We start from the raw sequence: 17,583 nt of genomic DNA, 5'->3' as shown, positions 1-17,583 counted from the left end.
AAGTCGTGCTCTTCGCGAATTCTTCCTTGTTTTGGTTCAAGGTTACGAACGAGCACCGCGAGTTTCGCAATTACCTATTTTATAACTATCTTTTCACAGGTTAATTATACATTAAATTCTATATTGCAGTTGTAACTGATTTGTAACAGCAAAAAAGGAAACCAAAACCATTCTGTGAGAATAGTTTTGATTTCCTGTATAAACCGTTATTTTCTGATCGTTTATAACGCTGGTGAGAACATCTGGGAGCAAATAATCAGTCTTTTATGAATCCCAAATATCTGCTTCCCTGATAAGTCAGCACTCCGGAATCTCCTTTTTTTATATTTTTAAATGCTTTCTTGTCAACATCAAATTCTTTTTCTGTATAGTCCGTCATGCGGAATTTGATTTTAAAGCTGGGGATATCATGCACTGTAAAACCATGACTTCCTGTCGGGTCACCTGCATTTGGTATCTGCTGCTGATATATTTCCCCTATTTTTTCTGATACAACAGCATCCACAGATTCTACGGAAGAATTATTATTTTTACTCCATTCCAGAATCATTCGAAAGAGAGACAATGCAAATACAAAAATTATTAAAATCACTAGAATTTTCACACGTAGCCTGATTCCTTTCATTTACCTTTATCAGATCGTGTCATTCAAATCACATCCACTGATGATGCGATTCCATAAGTTCTCCCGCTTGTCCATTCCTTTGGTAAAATAGGGAAGTCTTTCCTCTTCCAGCTCTTCCAGACGAAGCACATTTCCATTCAGATAATTGTCAATCCGGTATCCTGTACTTTTAAGTCTTGTAATCACGCCACCAATTTTTATATCCAGAATCTCATAACCAAATGGCTTTGCATTGTTCATCCAGATTTTTTCTCTTGATGATTTCATATCTGTCAGATTGCAGATGATTTCAGGAATAACATTCTGACTGATATCTTTCAACGCTGCTCTGTCCGATCTGTCATCTTTTCTTTTTTTCTCCTCATATACAGGAAACATTTACCCGCTCCTTTTTTTGCAAGATTTGTCTGTTTTTTCTTTCTATTTAGCATGAACTCCCGGTCAACCTGCTTTATAATACAGCCATAAGATAAAGAAAGGAGGAACAGACAATGAATAGATTTAAAGCTTATATCGAATATGTAATGAATTTTTATGCCAACTATTACAGATTTTACCGGTAAGTGCAAAATATGGCTTCCGGATATAACCCGGAATCTGTATTTGCAGTTCATGTAGACCTTGTAATCAATAATTTCAGTATACGTTAGAATCCGTTTCCTGTACATGAACAGGATGCGTTAATATATAAACAAAATTTACAGTTGGCAGACTTAGCCAAAAAGAACCGATATCAGTCTTGCAAAGACCTTGTATCGGTTCTTTTTGTATTTTCTCATTATCTAATTATGGGAGGATTTTTCTGTATCACCGAAAAAACTTTTATCCCCGCACTTCAAGCCATTGGTCAATGTTCCCAAAATGTACCGCCTGCAGGTTATCTACATCAACCAGTTGCGGGAAGCTGTTTCTGATGATCAGGACACCGTTTTCCTTATCCTGTTTTTCTCCACCGCCAGCGATGCCTCCCATGGTCCTATCAAGTGTTAAAACCGTTCCATCTTTATAACGCACCTGGTCAATACTAGTTCTGGCATAAAGATCCATGCCATAGTCCGTACCTGCGTACTCAAATTTGTTTTTTTCATCTTCATACACCTTCATAGCTTCATCATAATCAAGATATAATGACCATAAAAGGGGCGTTACTTCCATTTTTTTCACTGTGATTTCATAACCTCCAAAATCACATTTCCGGTTCACTTCCAGAGTTGTCGGAGGCTTTACTGCACCCAGAGTCCATTTAAAATCCCATGTTCCATCTGTAATAACAGTCGTATCATAATCTCCTTCCTCCGTAAGATTCTTTAATGTGATTTCTACTGTTTTATTACTCAGATCATAATCACCGTCATAAGATATACAGGCGTTAAAATATTTAAGATGTGTAGAATTTTGATCTGTTTTCAGTAACACATCCTGTCCTACCCCAGTATTGAAACTTCCAAATCTGTTATCGTCCACTGCATATACTTCTTTTCCATCGATCTTAAAATGTGTCATCTCCTCAAAAGAAGTATGATCAGTCATAGAAATACTGTCCTCTGTTTTCACTTCAAAAAAAGCATACAGGAATCCCTGATCCTGAATAGAATCTGTCAGGGTAACCGTCACACCATTTTGTGTTACAGACTGGTCTATATTCTGAATATAAGTTGATTCCTGCAGTGTCTCCTGCTGTTCCTCCGATGGATCCAGTCTTTTCACTAGGTAATCATTCCATTTAAAGAACTCTTTTGCAGCCACAGTAACAGCCATACCAGTACAGATTACTGCTGCTGCAATCAATAATCGTCCACTGATTTTTTTTCTTTTGTATTTTTTATCAACTGAATCCGCCTGTTCAATCTGTTTTAGTGTATCTTCAAATTTATTATGAAAATCCTGTGGTACTTCCGGTGCGATATGATTCCATTTCTTCTCTAACATGACATTTTCCCCTTTCCTGTTATTCTCTTTAATTGCTTGCTGTTTTTCCCAGTTGCCGGTCTTTTCTCTTCTTCGGATAACTGCACCTTCAAAAACTCTCTTGCACGTGAAAGTCTGCTTTTGATCGTTCCTTCCGGAATATCCAGAGCCTCACTGATCTCTTTCAATGAAAATCCTTCTAAATAATACAATGTTACCAAAACCCTCAGATCCTCCGGAAGTTCCATAATCGCCATATATAAATGACTGTATCTGTCCTCCTCAGTCATTTTCATATTGTCCATATATTCTTCATATGGAATAACATTTTTTCTTTTCCGAAGAATCCCTTTGCATTCATTGATCAATATCCTTGTGATCCATGTTCGGAAATATTTTTCTTTCTTTAAAGTGGAAAGTTTTTCATATGCCTTAAGAATTGTTTCCTGTACAGCATCCCCACAATCAGAGTCATTCTTCAGAATGGACTTTGATATATGATACAGCATGGCTTCTGCATCCCGAACCTCCTTAATAAATACATCTTTTGTCATAACTTTGTCTTCTCCTTTTGTCCAGCTGGATTACTACTCATGTTTACTTTTACACTAATTAGATGCATCGGAAAGGAAATCGGTTCTCATAAAAGTATTTTTTTCCGTTGCCTCTTCCATTGCCAACGAAATATCCACTTTTTTTAATCTCTGTTCTGTTTGTGTTTTTTATGTAATTCCGTAATATATTCCTCAAGCTTCTCTTTGTCTTGCTCTTCACAGGCGACAAAAACAAAACACTGCTTAGATCAATCCGATATGCTTTTACTGTTTTCTCACCCAGTTTCTCTGTATATGTGCAATAATTCCAGAAACGGTGCTAATTTATCCGGTAGTTTCATTTTTACTCTCTTACGTTTTTTACATTCTCCGTATTATACTACCATTTCACCAGAATATTTTCAGAAATTTTACAAACAAAAAGATGGACATAAGCAAGATCATACATGACAGAAGCACTCCTTGCATTGCCAATCAGATCCGGATTCGGATATTCATCAACGATGGATACCAGGTTGTGTTTTGTATATCAGCTGTCACAAGGGATGATGACATGATCTTTGCTGTGAAATTCAGGCATAACCTGCCGGATCATGGAGGCTGCCAGTTCCAGTTTAGACTCTTTTTTCTGCCACATACGATAACCAAGAGGAACGGAAAGATGAGATACTTTATCCCCATTCCAGACAGGTACGCAGAGCATGACTCTCACAAAGCAGTGTCCATTCAGATAGTTGGAACCGTTGTGTGCGGCTCAGTATAGATAATATCAGCAGAAATAAGGTATTTGCTGTCGGAACAGAAAAAGTTTCAAAATAGATCAAAAAATATTGCTGAAGTCTGCCTATCAGTGTTTTTTCGCTGTATAATGTTTTTGCCGTACAGGGTCACTTTCCTTTGTAATGTTTTATGCCAAATTCATTATACATCAGGAAATCCTGTACGATATTTTTTTATAAAAAAGTTGTAAAGTGGTGTATCAATATCATAATTTTCTAAAATTGAAACTTTTTGCGCTTTGACAGGATATATAAGAATGTAAAGGTTAAAAGCTTTTAATTTTTGAAAATATTAAAAAGAAAGTAGGATTGATATGACAGATGAAGAAGAACTTTTGCAGCGTCTCAGGAACAGAGAAAAAAATTCAATAGATGAAGCAATCCGAATTTATACGCCGTATTTGAGTACTGTTTTGTATCATATGGCCGGCAATTCACTGCCGAAAGAGGATATTGAAGAAATTGTGGCAGATGTGTTTGTTGTACTTTGGAAGAATACCGGAAGGATAGATTTGCAGAAAGGTACATTACGGTCATATCTTGCTGCTGTTGCCCGGAATTTTGCTCTGAAACGGATAAACAGAAAGATGGATCATACATCTCTTGAAGATATTGAGCTGTCAGATGGCAAAAATTTCATGGAAGAGAATTTTCACAATAATTATGTATGGGAAACAGTTATGAGCCTTGGCGAACCTGACAGCGAGATTTTTGTAAGGCGGTATAAATTTGATGAAAAAATCAAGGATATTTCAAAAGCAATGGGACTTAATATTTCTACAGTTAAGACCAGACTTTCAAGAGGAAAAAGAAAACTCAGAAAAATGTTATCGGATGCGGAGGAAAAATTATGAGAAGAAAAAATTTGCTTAAAGAATTGGGAATACAAAAACAGGTAGATATTTCCTGCAATGCTCTTGATATTGATACAGAGAATGTCAGACAGAGAGTTTATGCAAAACTTGACTTCGCAGATACAGAAAGGAAGCAAACGACTATGAGATCAAAAAAGAAAATATTACCTTTGTTGATAGCTGCAACACTTACAATTGGAGTTACTGCTATGGCAGCAACAGGAAAGATTTCAATGTGGACAGGTTCATCTGCATCACGTGCTGATTATACATCTCTTCCAACGTCAGAACAGATTACAAAGGATATTGGGTATAGACCGGTATTGATTGATACCTTTGAGAACGGGTACTGCTTCAAAGAGGGCAATATTATAAAAAACAGTTTTAAGGATGGCAATGCAAATGTAATTGAGAATTTTAAATCTGTGTCCTTTGATTATCAGAAGAATGGAGATGTTGTATCGTTTGAACAGCAGAAATTTAACTCAAAACTTACTCCGTCAGGTGATATTATTGCCACTGTAAATGAAACAAATTTGTATTATGTACATTATATAAATAAAGTGGTATCAGATGATTACGAATTGACAGAACAAGATAAAAAAGACCAGTCCAGTGGAAAAGTTGTATTTAGTTACGATGGCAGTGCTTCTCAGATTGAAGTCAGTCAGGTTCAAAGCGTTAACTGGAATAAGGATGGCATCCAGTATGATTTGCTGCAAATAGATGGAAAATTATCTGCCGGAGAACTTGCAGATATGGCGAGAGAGGTTATTAATAACAGAAGATAAAGAAAAAAGATGGTGGATTCAGTCCGGTTCACCATCTTTTTGTAACTGTTGTGGAAATACCTGTATCGCAGCTGATGCATAATATGTTATAATTTACAGATAGTGTAGCTGTCCAGAAGAACTTTTATAGTTCTGTTCAATCTTTTATACTGTCAACAATTCAGCATTTTTTATGATATCTTTTATCTTTTTTTCGTCCATTTCAGCTACATCCGCGATCTGAGCAGCTGTATAACCTTTGTTGTACATTTTTATAATCATTTCCCGTTTACCCATCTCAATTCCGGTTTCAATTCCAGTCTCTTTAATTTTCTGGCTCAAATTACACATAATACTCACATCCTCTCTAGAATCCTTTTCCATTGGAATTGCATATTCATTTCCAATGATATCCAGTTTTTCGTTTGCTGTTAAATCCTGAGATAACAATGCTCCCAGTAATCTATGTAATTCATATTTCTCCTCATGCTTCGGAAGTTCTTTGGCAAGTCCGATCATTACGATATTAACCAAGTCCAGTTTGCCTTTCCATGCATGGGAATTTACAATACTATCTTTCACCAGGTGAATGTGTTCCAGACTATTTTCCGGCATATTCATACAAACCTAGATGGAATAGACTCGCTTGATATCATTATAATTTGAATTTGAAAAATCTCTTTCCTTTTGTGAGGAAATCATACGGCTTATATAAAAGATTGCCCGATTCAATATATCATACCCATTTGGTTCGTCCTTTTGGGCTTCTACATTGATAATAATCTGCGATAATCCATCCTTCATCCTGACATAGAATATAATGTCAAATCGTATCATTCCCTCATGAAGTTCCGGGTTTTCAGAATTAAGACTAACCACAAGAGATTCATCATTTTTAATAACAGTATTAGTAAAACCTGTTTCTATTGGAACAGTGTTAATAAATGGTTCGCCTTCAAGATAAGGAACCACATCTTCGGACTTAATGCCATTCTGTTAAAATCTCCTATTCTATACGGCATGACACCGTTTTATCTTAAGTCTGACCATGTTCCGCTCTGTAAGACCATGGTCAGGTAAATACTTATATTGTGAAACTTTTTCAAGTCTATCATAAAAGGATTTTGGATTCAAGATGGGGTAATGAGAAATTTTCTATCCGGATGTCCAGGGCTATCCTTTCGCCTGATAGTTTTCACACAGTTCAGAAAAGAAGCTGTTCTTTCAGTTTCCATTTTCTGTTCCTGGAAGTAAAGGCTGCCTCCACAGAATTCAGAAGCAGCAGCCTTTTCTGCTCCTGGGTAAGATTTAACAGAGATTCCATATATCGGAATTCCCGGGAAAGGGTTGTTCTTTCGATCGCCGGATCATCGGTATTTAAGGTTACCTTAAGTCCCATTTCGAGAAATGCTTTCAGCGGATAAGCAGACATTTCTTCCATAGCTTTTGTCTGGCGGTTGCTTGTAGGGCACATTTCCAGAAAAACCCCCTTATCCTTTACAAGCTGTATCACTTCCTTATTTCCCGCGATCCTCACACCATGACCGATCCTGACTGCCCCCATATGGACAGCTGTTTTTACATCCTCTGCATTTCCGGCCTCGCCTGCATGGATGGTAAATGGAATCTGATATTCTCTTGCTTTTGCAAAAAGCGCCTCGTAATTTTCTGTTGGAAAGAGTGCCTCGGCTCCTGCAAGATCGATAGCAACCACGCCGCCATCTTCAACAAGATATTTTTTTGCCAGCTCCAGAGTTTCCAGATTTTCTTTCTGGTTAAGATCACCGCGCATACAGCATAAGATCAGATTACCGGGGATGGGAGCTCTTTTCAGACCACGTAATGCAGCATGGATCGCTGTTTCCTGAGTCATTTCCTTCTGTGTATGGAGCTGTGGGGCAAAACGAAGTTCTGCGTAGATCACACCGTCTTCTTTCATTTCAGAAAGGATAAGATAAACAGCCTCTTCCAATGCCTCTTCTGTCTGAAGAAGGGAAAGAGGCAGGTCAAAGCATTTCAGAAAATCATTGAGATTTTCGCAGGTATCCGGCACAGAAAGGAGAGAAAGAAGCTCTTCATCTGTGGCAGCCGGAAGCGTGATCTGCTGCAATGAGGCAAGTTTTCTGGCTATCTCTGTGGTAATGCAGCCGTCCAGATGTGCGTGGAGATCGATGTAGTGATCAATTCTATTTTCTGTTTTCATAGGCGCTAAGTACCTCCCTGGTTGGATTTATTCTTATCCCTGAAATGGTTTTGCGTTTCTTATGGTATCTGTCGGAAGGAAATATTAAGGTGAATTCCGGGTTATATTTCCTGTGTGGCTTTTTTTAACCAGGATTGTTCTTCTTCATTCAGATACGGAGAAATCTTTTCGTATACAAGGGCATGATACTGATTGAGCAATTTGCGCTCTCCTGCTTCCATCTGTTCCGGATCGACACCTTCCAGATCAAATGGGACCAGAGTCAGTGGCTCAAATTTCATAAACTGGCCGTAGGATGTTTTTTCGGCTTTTTTGCAAACTACAAGATTTTCGTGACGGATGCCGAATTCATTTTCCGCATAATATCCCGGTTCATCGGAGGTGATCATCCCTTCTTCCAGAACAGGAGCCGGAAGCGCGGCAGGGCTTTTCCAGCGGAAGCTCTGCGGTCCTTCGTGTACATTGAGAAGATAACCTACGCCATGGCCGGTTCCGTGGTTGTAATCCTCTCCCATAGCCCAGAGAGGTCCTCTAGCCAGGGCATCCAGATTCAGGCCGGTACAGCCGTAACGGAATTTTGCTGCTGCCAGGTTCAGGTGTCCACGGAGTACTGCTGTGAAATATTTTTTTTCTTTTTCAGTAACCGGGCCAAGTACAACGGTGCGGGTGATATCAGTAGTGCCCTCCAGATAATGTCCGCCTGTATCCATCAGAACCAGCCCTTTTGGCTCCAGTGGAATATTGGTTTCTTCTGTTGCACTGTAATGGACAATGGCTCCATGTGCACCGTAGGCAATGATGGGATCAAAGCTGTTTCCCTGAAAATTCTCCTGTCCGGAACGGAATTCATAGAGCTTATCAGCAGCGGAAAGCTCGGTGATCTCCTTCATTCCCACATTCTTCTTCAGCCAGTGGATAAACTTCACCATTGCAACGCCATCTTTGAGGTGGGCAGTCTTTTCATTCTGGACTTCGGTTTCATTTTTGATGGCTTTTGGGAGAAGGGTCAGATTTTCACCGTCCAGGATCGTTACCGTCTTTGGAATACTGCTGACCAGCCGGCTGTTTACATTGCTTCTGGAAAGAAATACCTTTTTCTCTTCGGGGATCGTCTGTACATAGGTGTAAATATCATCATATGGATAAATGGCAATACCGTCTTTGGAAAGTGCTTCCTTAACAGAATCCGAAAAGGCTTTTTCATTGACAAAAAGACGGAGCTCACTGTCATCCAGCACAAGATAGGAAAGAACTACCGGGCAGCAGTGGATATCATTTCCGCGGATATTTAAAAGCCATGCAATGTCATCAAGGGAAGTGAGGATAAAGAGGTCTGCGCCCTTCTCTTTCAGTTTGCTGCGGATCTCACGGATCTTGTCTGCTCTGGATCTTCCGGCCCATTTTTCGGATAATTCCATTACCGGTTCACAGGAAAGTGCCGGACGATCATCCCAGATATTTCCGATGAGATCCTCATTTACAGAAAAATGTACCTGTTTTTTCTGAAGGATTTTTTCTAGCGTCTCTGCTTCTTCTGCGCTTACGGTACGGCCATCGAAGCCGAGACACATTCCCTCTTTCAGATTTTCTTCCAGGAATTTGTGGATCGTTGGTACGTCCGGTTCTCCCATCTTAAACAGAGTAACCGGAGTTCCCTCTAACTGCTGTGCAGCCTGGATAAAATATCTTCCGTCTGTCCAGAGTCCGGCCATGTCCTGCATGATCACGGCAGTTCCGGCAGAACCGGTAAATCCGGTGATGTATTTTCTGCATTTAAAATAATCCCCAACATACTCAGAACCATGAAAATCATCGGTCGGAACCAGATAAGCATCGATTCCCTTTTCCTTCATTTGTTTTCGAAGAGCTGTGATCCGTTCTGTAACTGTCATAATCTTATGCCTCCTCTGTATAACTGTTCTTTATCGCAAAGCCATGATCCATAGGGCCGCTTCCTTTTCCCAGATCCAGCATGGCAGCAAGGGCTCCGGAAATATAGTCCTTGGCACGGTTTACAGATTCCACCATGGAAAATCCCTTTGCAAGGTTGGATGCGATGGCCGAGGAAAGAGTACATCCTGTTCCGTGGGTATTGGGATTATCGATCCTTTTTCCCTCAAACCACTGATATGTTCCATTCACATAGAGAAGATCATTGGCATCATTGAGCTTATGTCCGCCCTTGCAGAGAACTGCACAGTGATACTGCTTGGAAACCTGTTTTGCAGCTTCGATCATATCATCGGCGCTTTTGATCTTCCGTCCGGTAAGCACCTCGGTTTCCGGGATATTGGGGGTGAGAAGATCTGCAAGAGGAAACAGTTCTTCCTTCAGAACATCCACCGCCTCCTCACTGATCAGTCTTGCACCGCTTGTGGCAACCATAACCGGGTCCACCACGATATTTTTTGCCCGATACTGTCGGAGCTTTCCTGCGATCATATGGATCAGATCACTTTCGGAAACCATTCCGATCTTTACTGCATCCGGAAAGATATCCGTAAAAATACAGTCCAGCTCCTGACCCAGGAACTCTGCGGTTGCATTCTGGATGGCTGTGACACCGGTGGTGTTTTGGGCAGTCAGCGCGGTGATGGCACTCATGGCGTATACTCCGTTTGCCATCATGGTTTTAATATCGGCCTGGATCCCGGCTCCTCCGCTGGAATCGCTGCCTGCGATGGTTAATGCTGTTTTCATCTTTGGTTTCCTCCGTTTTCTGTGAATATATGGTTCTGTAACTCTGTCAGATCCCGACAGTAGATATAGGCATCCTTTTTCAGCTGTTCCTGATCCGGTTCTCCTAATGCGTCATAAATACCGGCAGTCAGAAATCCTGCATTTCCGGCAGTCTGCAACGCGTAGAGAGAATCCTCCACAACCAGCGTCCGGGATGGCTCCGTTCCCAGTGCTTCTGCAGCTGTAAGATAGACCCTCGGAGAATGTTTGCTTTCTCCGATCTCACTGGTGGTATAGATTTTATCAAAAAAGGAAAGAAGTCCGTTTCTTTCCAGCGCCCGGCAGATATGTTCCCTGGGGCTTGAGGTTGCCACCGCAGCCGGGATTTTCTGTTCTGCAAGGCATTGAAGAAGTTCTCTGGCACCTGATTTTGCCGGGACCTCTTCAAAATAGTATTTACGGATCCGGGATTTCAGATCCATCACGATCTTTTCTTCGGAATACGCAAGAGTAAACCTGTTTTTCAGCCAGTCCGCTCCCTGCTCCATACTCATAGGAAAAAGGATTTCGTCCATTTCCGCAACCGGCTGATATCCCAGATCTGTAATATATCGTTTTCCAAGCTCCTTCCAAACAGAGAGCGAATCCAGAAGGACGCCGTCTGCATCAAATATCACGGCTTTTATAGGAAAAATCATGTTTATGCTCCTGAAAATTTTTTTTGTGATACTCTGTCATTGGAACATTACGAAATAATTTCCCATGACATAAAAAACTGATATAAAAAACGCGGATATATCACAAAAGATATATCCGCATTTATTATAAGCCGCAGATATCCAAAATGCAACCGGGAGTTAAGGAGGCTCATCTGAAACAGCAGCTCTATTTTCAAAACATTTTTTATTCTTTACCATTAAAACAATATGTGCATACATTACAAGGATCGATCCCAATGGATTCCAGAAGATCATCCAGTCTGTGATAGCGAAGGGTGGTAAAATTCTGCATCTCGCAGATATCCTGTACCATCTGCTCGTATTTCTCTGTATGTGGATCTGCATATTCATCCAGAACTTCTTGTGGACAGTTGAGGCCTTCTCTCTTCTCGATCACCTGACGAGTGATCAGCTCCATCTCAGATTTGGAACGTGAGAAGTTTAAATATTTGCAGCCGTACATGATTGGCGGGCAGGCAGGACGGACATGAACCTCTTTGGCTCCGCTGCGGTACAGAAATTCGGTTGTCTCGCGAAGCTGGGTGCCACGTACGATGGAATCGTCTATGAGAAGAAGTTTTTTATCTTTGATCAGCGCACGTACCGGGATCAGTTTCATTTTGGCAATAAGGTTACGCTGGTTCTGATTGGTCGGCATAAAAGATCTGGGCCAGGTTGGTGTATATTTAATGAATGGTCTTGCGTAAGGAATGCCGGATTCATTGGCGTATCCGATGGCATGGGCAATGCCGGAATCCGGAACACCGGCTACAATGTCCGGGTGCACGGAATCGCCGTCTCTCTTTGCAAGCATGCTTCCACAGCGGTAGCGCATCTCCTCTACATTTACACCTTCATAAGAGGCTGTCGGATATCCGTAGTAAACCCAGAGGAAGGAACAGATCTTCATTTTCTTTCCGGGCTCAACCAGAGTTTTGACTTCGTCTGCTGTTACGAATACGATCTCTCCGGGGCCAAGTTCTTTATAATCTTCGTATCCAAGGTTGATATAGGCATGACTTTCAAAGGAAATACAGTATGACCCTTCTTTGCGGCCAATTTCCACAGGAGTTCTGCCCATCTTGTCACGGGCTGCATAAATTCCGTCTTTTGTCATAAGGAGCAGAGTCATGGAGCCGTCGATCAGTCCCTGTACGTACTGGATACCTTCCACAAAGTTGTCCTTTTCACAGATCAGTGCAGCGATCAGTTCGGTCACATTGACTGTTCCATTGGTCATCTCCTGAAAATGTACCTTGGTCGTATCATACAGCTGCTGCAGAAGTTCATCGTAATTATTGATCTTTCCCACAAAAGTGAGGGCAAAGCTGCCGATCCTGGAACTGAACAGAAGGGGCTGAGGCTCATAATCAGAAATACATCCGATTCCCATATTTCCCTTCATGGAACCCACATCTCCGTCAAATTTTGTACGGAAAGGCGTGTTCTCAATGTTGTGGATGGCACGGTCAAATCCATGTTCTCCGTAAACAGCCATACCTCCGCGGCGTGTTCCCAGATGAGAATGGTAATCCACTCCGTAAAAAAGCTCCAGTACACAGTCATCCTTCGATGCTACTCCAAAAAATCCGCTCATAATGCGCTCCTCTCTACTACTATGATGTTAACGATTTCTGTTATCGTTCCTATATCCATAATCGCTATCAGTATAGCATAAGAGAATTGAAAATAAAAACCAATTTGGCGGATAATCCTGCTTTTTCAGAATAAACTATAAAGATATTAGCCGGATTTATAGAAGTGGAAAATTTTTTCTGTATGAGACAAAAGAAACAGCTCCGCTTTTACAGAACTGTTTCTTTTGGCCATTTGGCAAATATGTGGTTTAAAAATCCGGTTTATTCCTGGGTGATTCCCTTAAACTCGTAACCGGCTTCCTTGATCACTTCTTCAACCTTTGCCTCGTCAACCTTCTCAGGTACAGAGAATACAGTTGTTCCGTTCTCGTGGGAAGAAACTACGTCTTCTGCTCCGAAAGCTGCCTGGATGGCTTTGTTTACGTGTGCCTCACAGTGTCCGCACATCATTCCTTCTACATTGACTGTTACCTTTACCATTGTTTTGTTCTCCTTTTCTTCTTTTATATTTTCATCATGACTGATGTGTAATGTTACCGGATTTTTGATTTCTTTGTCTTTTGCTGCATTGTGGATCTGAAACAGATTCAGACGCAGTGCATTTGTTACAACACAGAAGCTGGAAAGACTCATGGCCGCAGCTCCGAACATCGGATTCAAGGTCCATCCGAAAAGCGGGATCCAGACACCTGCTGCAAGGGGAATGCCGATTATATTGTAGAAAAATGCCCAGAAAAGATTCTCATGGATATTCCGAAGTGTGGCACGGCTTAAACGTACTGCCGCTGGAACATCGCTTAACTGGCTCTTCATCAGAACGATATCTGCCGCATCAATGGCAATATCTGTTCCTGCACCGATGGCAATTCCGATATCGGCTCTTGTAAGTGCCGGCGCATCATTGATACCGTCACCGACCATGGCAACCTTTCCCTGCTCCTTCAGAGCGCGGATCACACTTTCTTTTCCATCCGGAAGAACTCCTGCGATTACATCGTCAACTCCTGCCTGAGCTCCGATGGCTTTTGCGGTACGCTCATTGTCACCGGTGAGCATAACTACACGGATTCCCATGTTCTGAAGCTCTTTTACTGCACGGGGACTGTCTTCCTTGATCACATCCGCAACTGCGATGATTCCCAGAAGTTTACCGTTTCGTGTGAAAAGAAGGGGCGTTTTTCCCTGCTCTGCAAGCTGCTCGGCTCTCCTGTTAAGGTCTGCGGAAACCTTCGTCTGGCTGCTGATAAATTTCATGCTTCCGCCTGTTAGCTTGTCACTTCCAAGTATAGCGGAAAGTCCGTTTCCCGGAAGTGCCTGGAATCCGGTTACTTCACCTGTGGCAAGGTTCTCTTCCTCGGCTTTTTTGAGAACTGCCTTTGCCAGTGGATGTTCACTTTTTTTCTCCAGTGCACAGGCCAGAGAGAGAAGATCTGTTTCTGTAACTCCCTCAGCCGGGAGAATATCTGTTACCTCCGGCTGACCGCTTGTAATGGTTCCGGTTTTATCCAGTGCGACGATCTGGACTTTTCCTGCTTCCTCCAGGGAAACGGCTGTTTTGAAAAGGATTCCGTTTTTGGCACCCATACCGTTGCCGACCATAATGGCAACCGGTGTTGCAAGGCCAAGTGCGCAGGGGCAGCTGATGACCAGAACGGAAATCCCCCTTGCCAGAGCATAACCGAAGGTCTGTCCTGCAAGAAGCCAGATGATCGTTGTGATCACTGCGATTGTGATCACTGCCGGTACAAACACACCGGAAACACGGTCTGCGATCTTTGCGATCGGTGCCTTGGTGGCTGCCGCATCACTGACCATTTTGATGATCTGGGAAAGGGTGGTATCCTCTCCCACTCTGGTCGCTTCGCATTTGATAAATCCGGACTGATTCACAGTTGCCGCAGAAACCATATCTCCGGTTTCTTTATCAACCGGGATACTCTCGCCGGTCAGTGCGGATTCATTGACTGCGGTGGTTCCTTCCAGGATCACTCCGTCCACCGGAATATTCTCTCCCGGGCGGACGACAAAGGTTTCTCCTTTCTGAACCTGCTCAATAGGAACGGTAAGTTCCTGTCCCTTTCGTACCACGACCGCAGTTTTGGGTGCCAGCTTCATAAGGCTTTTAAGTGCATCCGTTGTCTTTCCTTTAGAACGGGCTTCCAGCATTTTTCCTACGGTGATCAGTGTGAGGATCATGGCTGCAGATTCAAAATAAAAATCCATCATGTAATTCATAACTGCAGCAGAATCTCCATCTACCTGTGCTCTTGTCATGGCAAACAATGCATAGACGCTCCACAGGAAGGATGCCATGGAGCCAAGAGCTACCAGAGTATCCATATTTGGGGAACGGCGCCAAAGACTCTTAAATCCATTGATGAAAAATTTCTGGTTGATCACCATGATGATACCAGCTAGGAGCAGCTGTACCAGTCCCATGGCTACGTGATTGCCGTCAAACCATTTCGGCAGTGGCCATCCCCACATCATGTGCCCCATGGAGAAATACATCAGCACCAGCAAAAATCCCACGGATGTGATAAGGCGTTTCTTTAGGATTGGAGTTTCATGATCTTCCAGCGCTTCTTCTGCCGCAGACATGGAAATCTTTGCTCCGGCAGCTCCGCCCTTTAAGGATGCACCATATCCGGCGGCTTCCACTGCGGCAATGATCTCGCCGGATGAAGCGGTTCCCTCAACTCCCATGGAATTGGTCAGAAGGCTGACGGAACAGCTATTTACCCCCGGAACTTTTGATACGGCTTTTTCCACACGGGCAGAGCAGGCGGCGCAACTCATACCAGTTACATTATATTGTTCCATTTTCTTTCAGTACCTCCTAAAATCCAGTTTGTCCCTTTATTTCATCAGCTTCTGGAGGGTTGCTACCAGCTCATCAATGGTCTCATCCTTACCTTCCCGGATATCCCGGGCAACGCAGGTGCGGATGTGGCTGGCAAGCAGCTCTTTATTAAACGCATTCACTGCAGCATTGACTGCGGCAGATTGGATCAGGATATCATTACAGTAGGCATCATTCTCCATCATTCCTATAATGCCTCTGATCTGGCCTTCAATACGTTTCAGACGGTTGATCAGCTTTTTTTTCTCCTCTTCTGAGCGTGCAGTGTGTTTTTCACAGTAGCAGGGACAGACTTTCTTTTCAGACATAAGCTGTCTCTCCTTTCCCATAAATACCCTCATGGGGTATCCTATTTATATGGAATAATATATACCCTTATGGGGTATTTGTCAATAGAAACAGTATTTTTATAATAAAAAAGCCCGCTCATCCGATAATGGCAATGAGCGGGCAATATAAACTTATAATTAGCCGAATCAGGTAAGTCCCCAACGGGGTTGCGAAAAGCAATAAGCATTGGGTGGGGACTTGTCTATAATTCTACTCTTCCACGATATGTCCGAAATAATAGAACCCCTTGCAGGTATCCAGGCTTACTTTTACATATTTGCCGATGAGATCTTTTTCTCCCGGGAAATGAACCAGAAGATTATGCTGGGTACGGCCAGTAAGAGTACCCTTCTCACGGTTTTCATCTTCTACCAGGATTTCCTGAATGGTTCCCTGGAAACGGGAGGAATTTTCCCGGCCCTTTTCCTGTACCAGGGTAAGAAGACGGCTGAAACGGTCTTTTACCACGTCCTCCGGCACCTGATTTTCCATGCCGGCTGCAGGGGTTCCGCTTCGTTTGGAATAAATAAATGTGAAGGCAGTATCGTAATTTGCTTTTCTTACAACATCCAGTGTTTCCTGGAAATCTTCTTCTGTTTCTCCCGGAAATCCGACCATGATATCTGTTGTCAGCGAAATATCCGGGATCGCCTTACGGATCTTATTTACCAGCTCCAGATATTTCTCCTTGTCGTAACGGCGGTTCATTTCCTTTAAGACTCTGCTGCTTCCGGACTGCAGCGGAAGATGCAGATGGTGACAGATCTTCTGGCTCTCTGCCATGGTCTGGATCAGCTCATCGGACAGGTCCTTCGGATGGGAAGTCATAAAACGGATACGCTTCAGCCCTTCAATCTTTTCCACTTCTTTCAGAAGTTCTGCAAAGGTCACCGGTGTTTCCAGAGTTTTACCGTAGGAGTTTACATTCTGGCCAAGAAGCATGATCTCAGTAACGCCATCTGCGACCAGTTCCTCGATCTCGCGGATGATGGCCTGTGGCTCGCGGCTCTTTTCGCGGCCGCGGACATAAGGAACGATGCAGTAGCTGCAGAAGTTATTGCAGCCAAACATTACGCTGACTCCTGTTTTGAAGGAGTATTTGCGGGAAGTTGGCATGCCCTCTACGATCTCATCGGATTCCTTCCAGATATCAATGATCTGGTCGTCGGTCTGCAGCGTCCGGTAAAAAAGCTCCGGGAATTTGTGGATATTATGGGTTCCGAATACAAGATTTACATATTTATAATCCTTGCGGATCTTTTCCACTACGTGATGCTCCTGCATCATACATCCGAACAGTACGATCTTCATATCCGGGTGCTCCCGTTTGATGCTCTTTAAATGTCCAAGATGTCCATAGATCTTCTGATTGGCATTTTCCCGGACTGTGCAGGTGTTAAATACAACTGCATCAGCATCCTCGGTATCTACCATTTCATATCCCATTTTTTCCATGATGGCCGCAATAGACTCTGTCTGGATGGAGTTCATCTGGCATCCTTCATTCTGGATGTGGAAGGTGGGACGTTTCGTACTGCTTTTGGCAAGAAGCTCTTTACATTTTTCAATGTACTGAAGCTGGATCTCTGTTTCTTTGTTCTGGCTCAAATCAATTCCTCCAATAACTAAAAATTTCATATGTATCTATAAATTATTTTTCTTTAGACAATATCAGACGGGAGCATTGAACTCCCGTCTGAT

Annotated in this window: 17 protein-coding genes; 2 read left to right on the top strand and 15 right to left on the bottom strand. The window is 42.5% G+C overall.

Annotated features, from left to right (window positions below):
* Window positions 1–256 precede the first annotated feature (256 nt).
* From EAI83_RS14570 to EAI83_RS18040, 5 genes are all read right to left on the bottom strand, one after another.
* Window positions 257–592: a DUF2500 domain-containing protein gene (locus EAI83_RS14570; RefSeq protein WP_161206386.1), complete on the bottom strand. Its 336-nt coding sequence runs from the start codon at window positions 590–592 to the stop codon at window positions 257–259.
* Window positions 593–634: 42 nt separating this feature from the next.
* The gene (locus tag EAI83_RS14565) at window positions 635–1,003 is read right to left on the bottom strand and encodes a hypothetical protein (RefSeq protein WP_092070494.1); all 369 of its coding nucleotides are present in this window, start codon (window positions 1,001–1,003) and stop codon (window positions 635–637) included.
* 444 nt (window positions 1,004–1,447) lie between these two features.
* Window positions 1,448–2,554, bottom strand: coding sequence for a DUF4179 domain-containing protein (locus tag EAI83_RS14560; protein WP_092070497.1), 1,107 nt, complete (start codon window positions 2,552–2,554; stop codon window positions 1,448–1,450).
* Window positions 2,548–3,087 (bottom strand): RNA polymerase sigma factor, encoded by a 540-nt coding sequence (locus EAI83_RS14555; RefSeq protein WP_092070500.1) that lies wholly within the window; start codon window positions 3,085–3,087, stop codon window positions 2,548–2,550. Before EAI83_RS14555 ends, EAI83_RS14560 begins: the two co-directional genes overlap by 7 nt.
* Before the next feature lie 529 nt (window positions 3,088–3,616).
* Window positions 3,617–3,799, bottom strand: a complete 183-nt coding sequence (locus EAI83_RS18040; protein ID WP_330490053.1) for a hypothetical protein — start codon at window positions 3,797–3,799, stop codon at window positions 3,617–3,619.
* Between the two features lie 381 nt (window positions 3,800–4,180).
* Between EAI83_RS18040 and EAI83_RS14540 the strand changes: the two genes are divergently transcribed.
* Window positions 4,181–4,720 carry an RNA polymerase sigma factor gene (locus EAI83_RS14540; protein WP_092070503.1) on the top strand — a complete coding sequence of 180 codons (540 nt, stop codon included), beginning with the start codon at window positions 4,181–4,183 and terminating at the stop codon, window positions 4,718–4,720.
* Window positions 4,717–5,511, top strand: a complete 795-nt coding sequence (locus EAI83_RS14535; RefSeq protein WP_092070506.1) for a hypothetical protein — start codon at window positions 4,717–4,719, stop codon at window positions 5,509–5,511. The genes EAI83_RS14540 and EAI83_RS14535 overlap by 4 nt, the downstream gene beginning before the upstream one ends.
* 144 nt (window positions 5,512–5,655) lie before the next feature.
* Here EAI83_RS14535 and EAI83_RS17640 read toward each other — a convergent pair whose 3' ends face one another.
* From EAI83_RS17640 to miaB, 10 genes are all read right to left on the bottom strand, one after another.
* A complete protein-coding gene (locus EAI83_RS17640; RefSeq protein ID WP_242872573.1) occupies window positions 5,656–6,072 on the bottom strand; it encodes a hypothetical protein in 417 nt (138 codons plus the stop codon).
* 45 nt (window positions 6,073–6,117) lie between these two features.
* A complete protein-coding gene (locus EAI83_RS17935) occupies window positions 6,118–6,462 on the bottom strand; it encodes an Rpn family recombination-promoting nuclease/putative transposase (RefSeq protein ID WP_242872574.1) in 345 nt (114 codons plus the stop codon).
* Between the two features lie 232 nt (window positions 6,463–6,694).
* Window positions 6,695–7,693 (bottom strand): adenosine deaminase, encoded by a 999-nt coding sequence (gene add, locus EAI83_RS14525; RefSeq protein ID WP_129975887.1) that lies wholly within the window; start codon window positions 7,691–7,693, stop codon window positions 6,695–6,697.
* 101 nt (window positions 7,694–7,794) lie between these two features.
* A complete protein-coding gene (locus tag EAI83_RS14520; protein ID WP_129975885.1) occupies window positions 7,795–9,585 on the bottom strand; it encodes an aminopeptidase P family protein in 1,791 nt (596 codons plus the stop codon).
* 4 nt (window positions 9,586–9,589) lie between these two features.
* Window positions 9,590–10,393, bottom strand: a complete 804-nt coding sequence (gene thiD, locus EAI83_RS14515) for a bifunctional hydroxymethylpyrimidine kinase/phosphomethylpyrimidine kinase (protein ID WP_129975883.1) — start codon at window positions 10,391–10,393, stop codon at window positions 9,590–9,592.
* Window positions 10,390–11,070 carry an HAD family hydrolase gene (locus EAI83_RS14510; RefSeq protein ID WP_129975881.1) on the bottom strand — a complete coding sequence of 227 codons (681 nt, stop codon included), beginning with the start codon at window positions 11,068–11,070 and terminating at the stop codon, window positions 10,390–10,392. The genes thiD and EAI83_RS14510 overlap by 4 nt, the downstream gene beginning before the upstream one ends.
* 205 nt (window positions 11,071–11,275) lie before the next feature.
* Window positions 11,276–12,688 (bottom strand): amidophosphoribosyltransferase, encoded by a 1,413-nt coding sequence (locus EAI83_RS14505; RefSeq protein WP_129975879.1) that lies wholly within the window; start codon window positions 12,686–12,688, stop codon window positions 11,276–11,278.
* Between the two features lie 262 nt (window positions 12,689–12,950).
* Window positions 12,951–15,512: a heavy metal translocating P-type ATPase gene (locus EAI83_RS14500; RefSeq protein WP_129975877.1), complete on the bottom strand. Its 2,562-nt coding sequence runs from the start codon at window positions 15,510–15,512 to the stop codon at window positions 12,951–12,953.
* A 36-nt stretch (window positions 15,513–15,548) separates the two neighbouring features.
* Window positions 15,549–15,860: a metal-sensing transcriptional repressor gene (locus EAI83_RS14495; protein WP_129975875.1), complete on the bottom strand. Its 312-nt coding sequence runs from the start codon at window positions 15,858–15,860 to the stop codon at window positions 15,549–15,551.
* A gap of 232 nt (window positions 15,861–16,092) precedes the next feature.
* Window positions 16,093–17,520, bottom strand: coding sequence for a tRNA (N6-isopentenyl adenosine(37)-C2)-methylthiotransferase MiaB (gene miaB, locus EAI83_RS14490; RefSeq protein ID WP_129975873.1), 1,428 nt, complete (start codon window positions 17,518–17,520; stop codon window positions 16,093–16,095).
* Window positions 17,521–17,583 lie beyond the last annotated feature (63 nt).

The sequence above is a fragment of the Blautia sp. aa_0143 genome (assembly GCF_004167315.1).
GTDB classification, from domain to species: Bacteria; Bacillota; Clostridia; order Lachnospirales; family Lachnospiraceae; genus Blautia_A; species Blautia_A fusiformis.
This window is presented reverse-complemented; position numbering and strand designations above follow the sequence as displayed.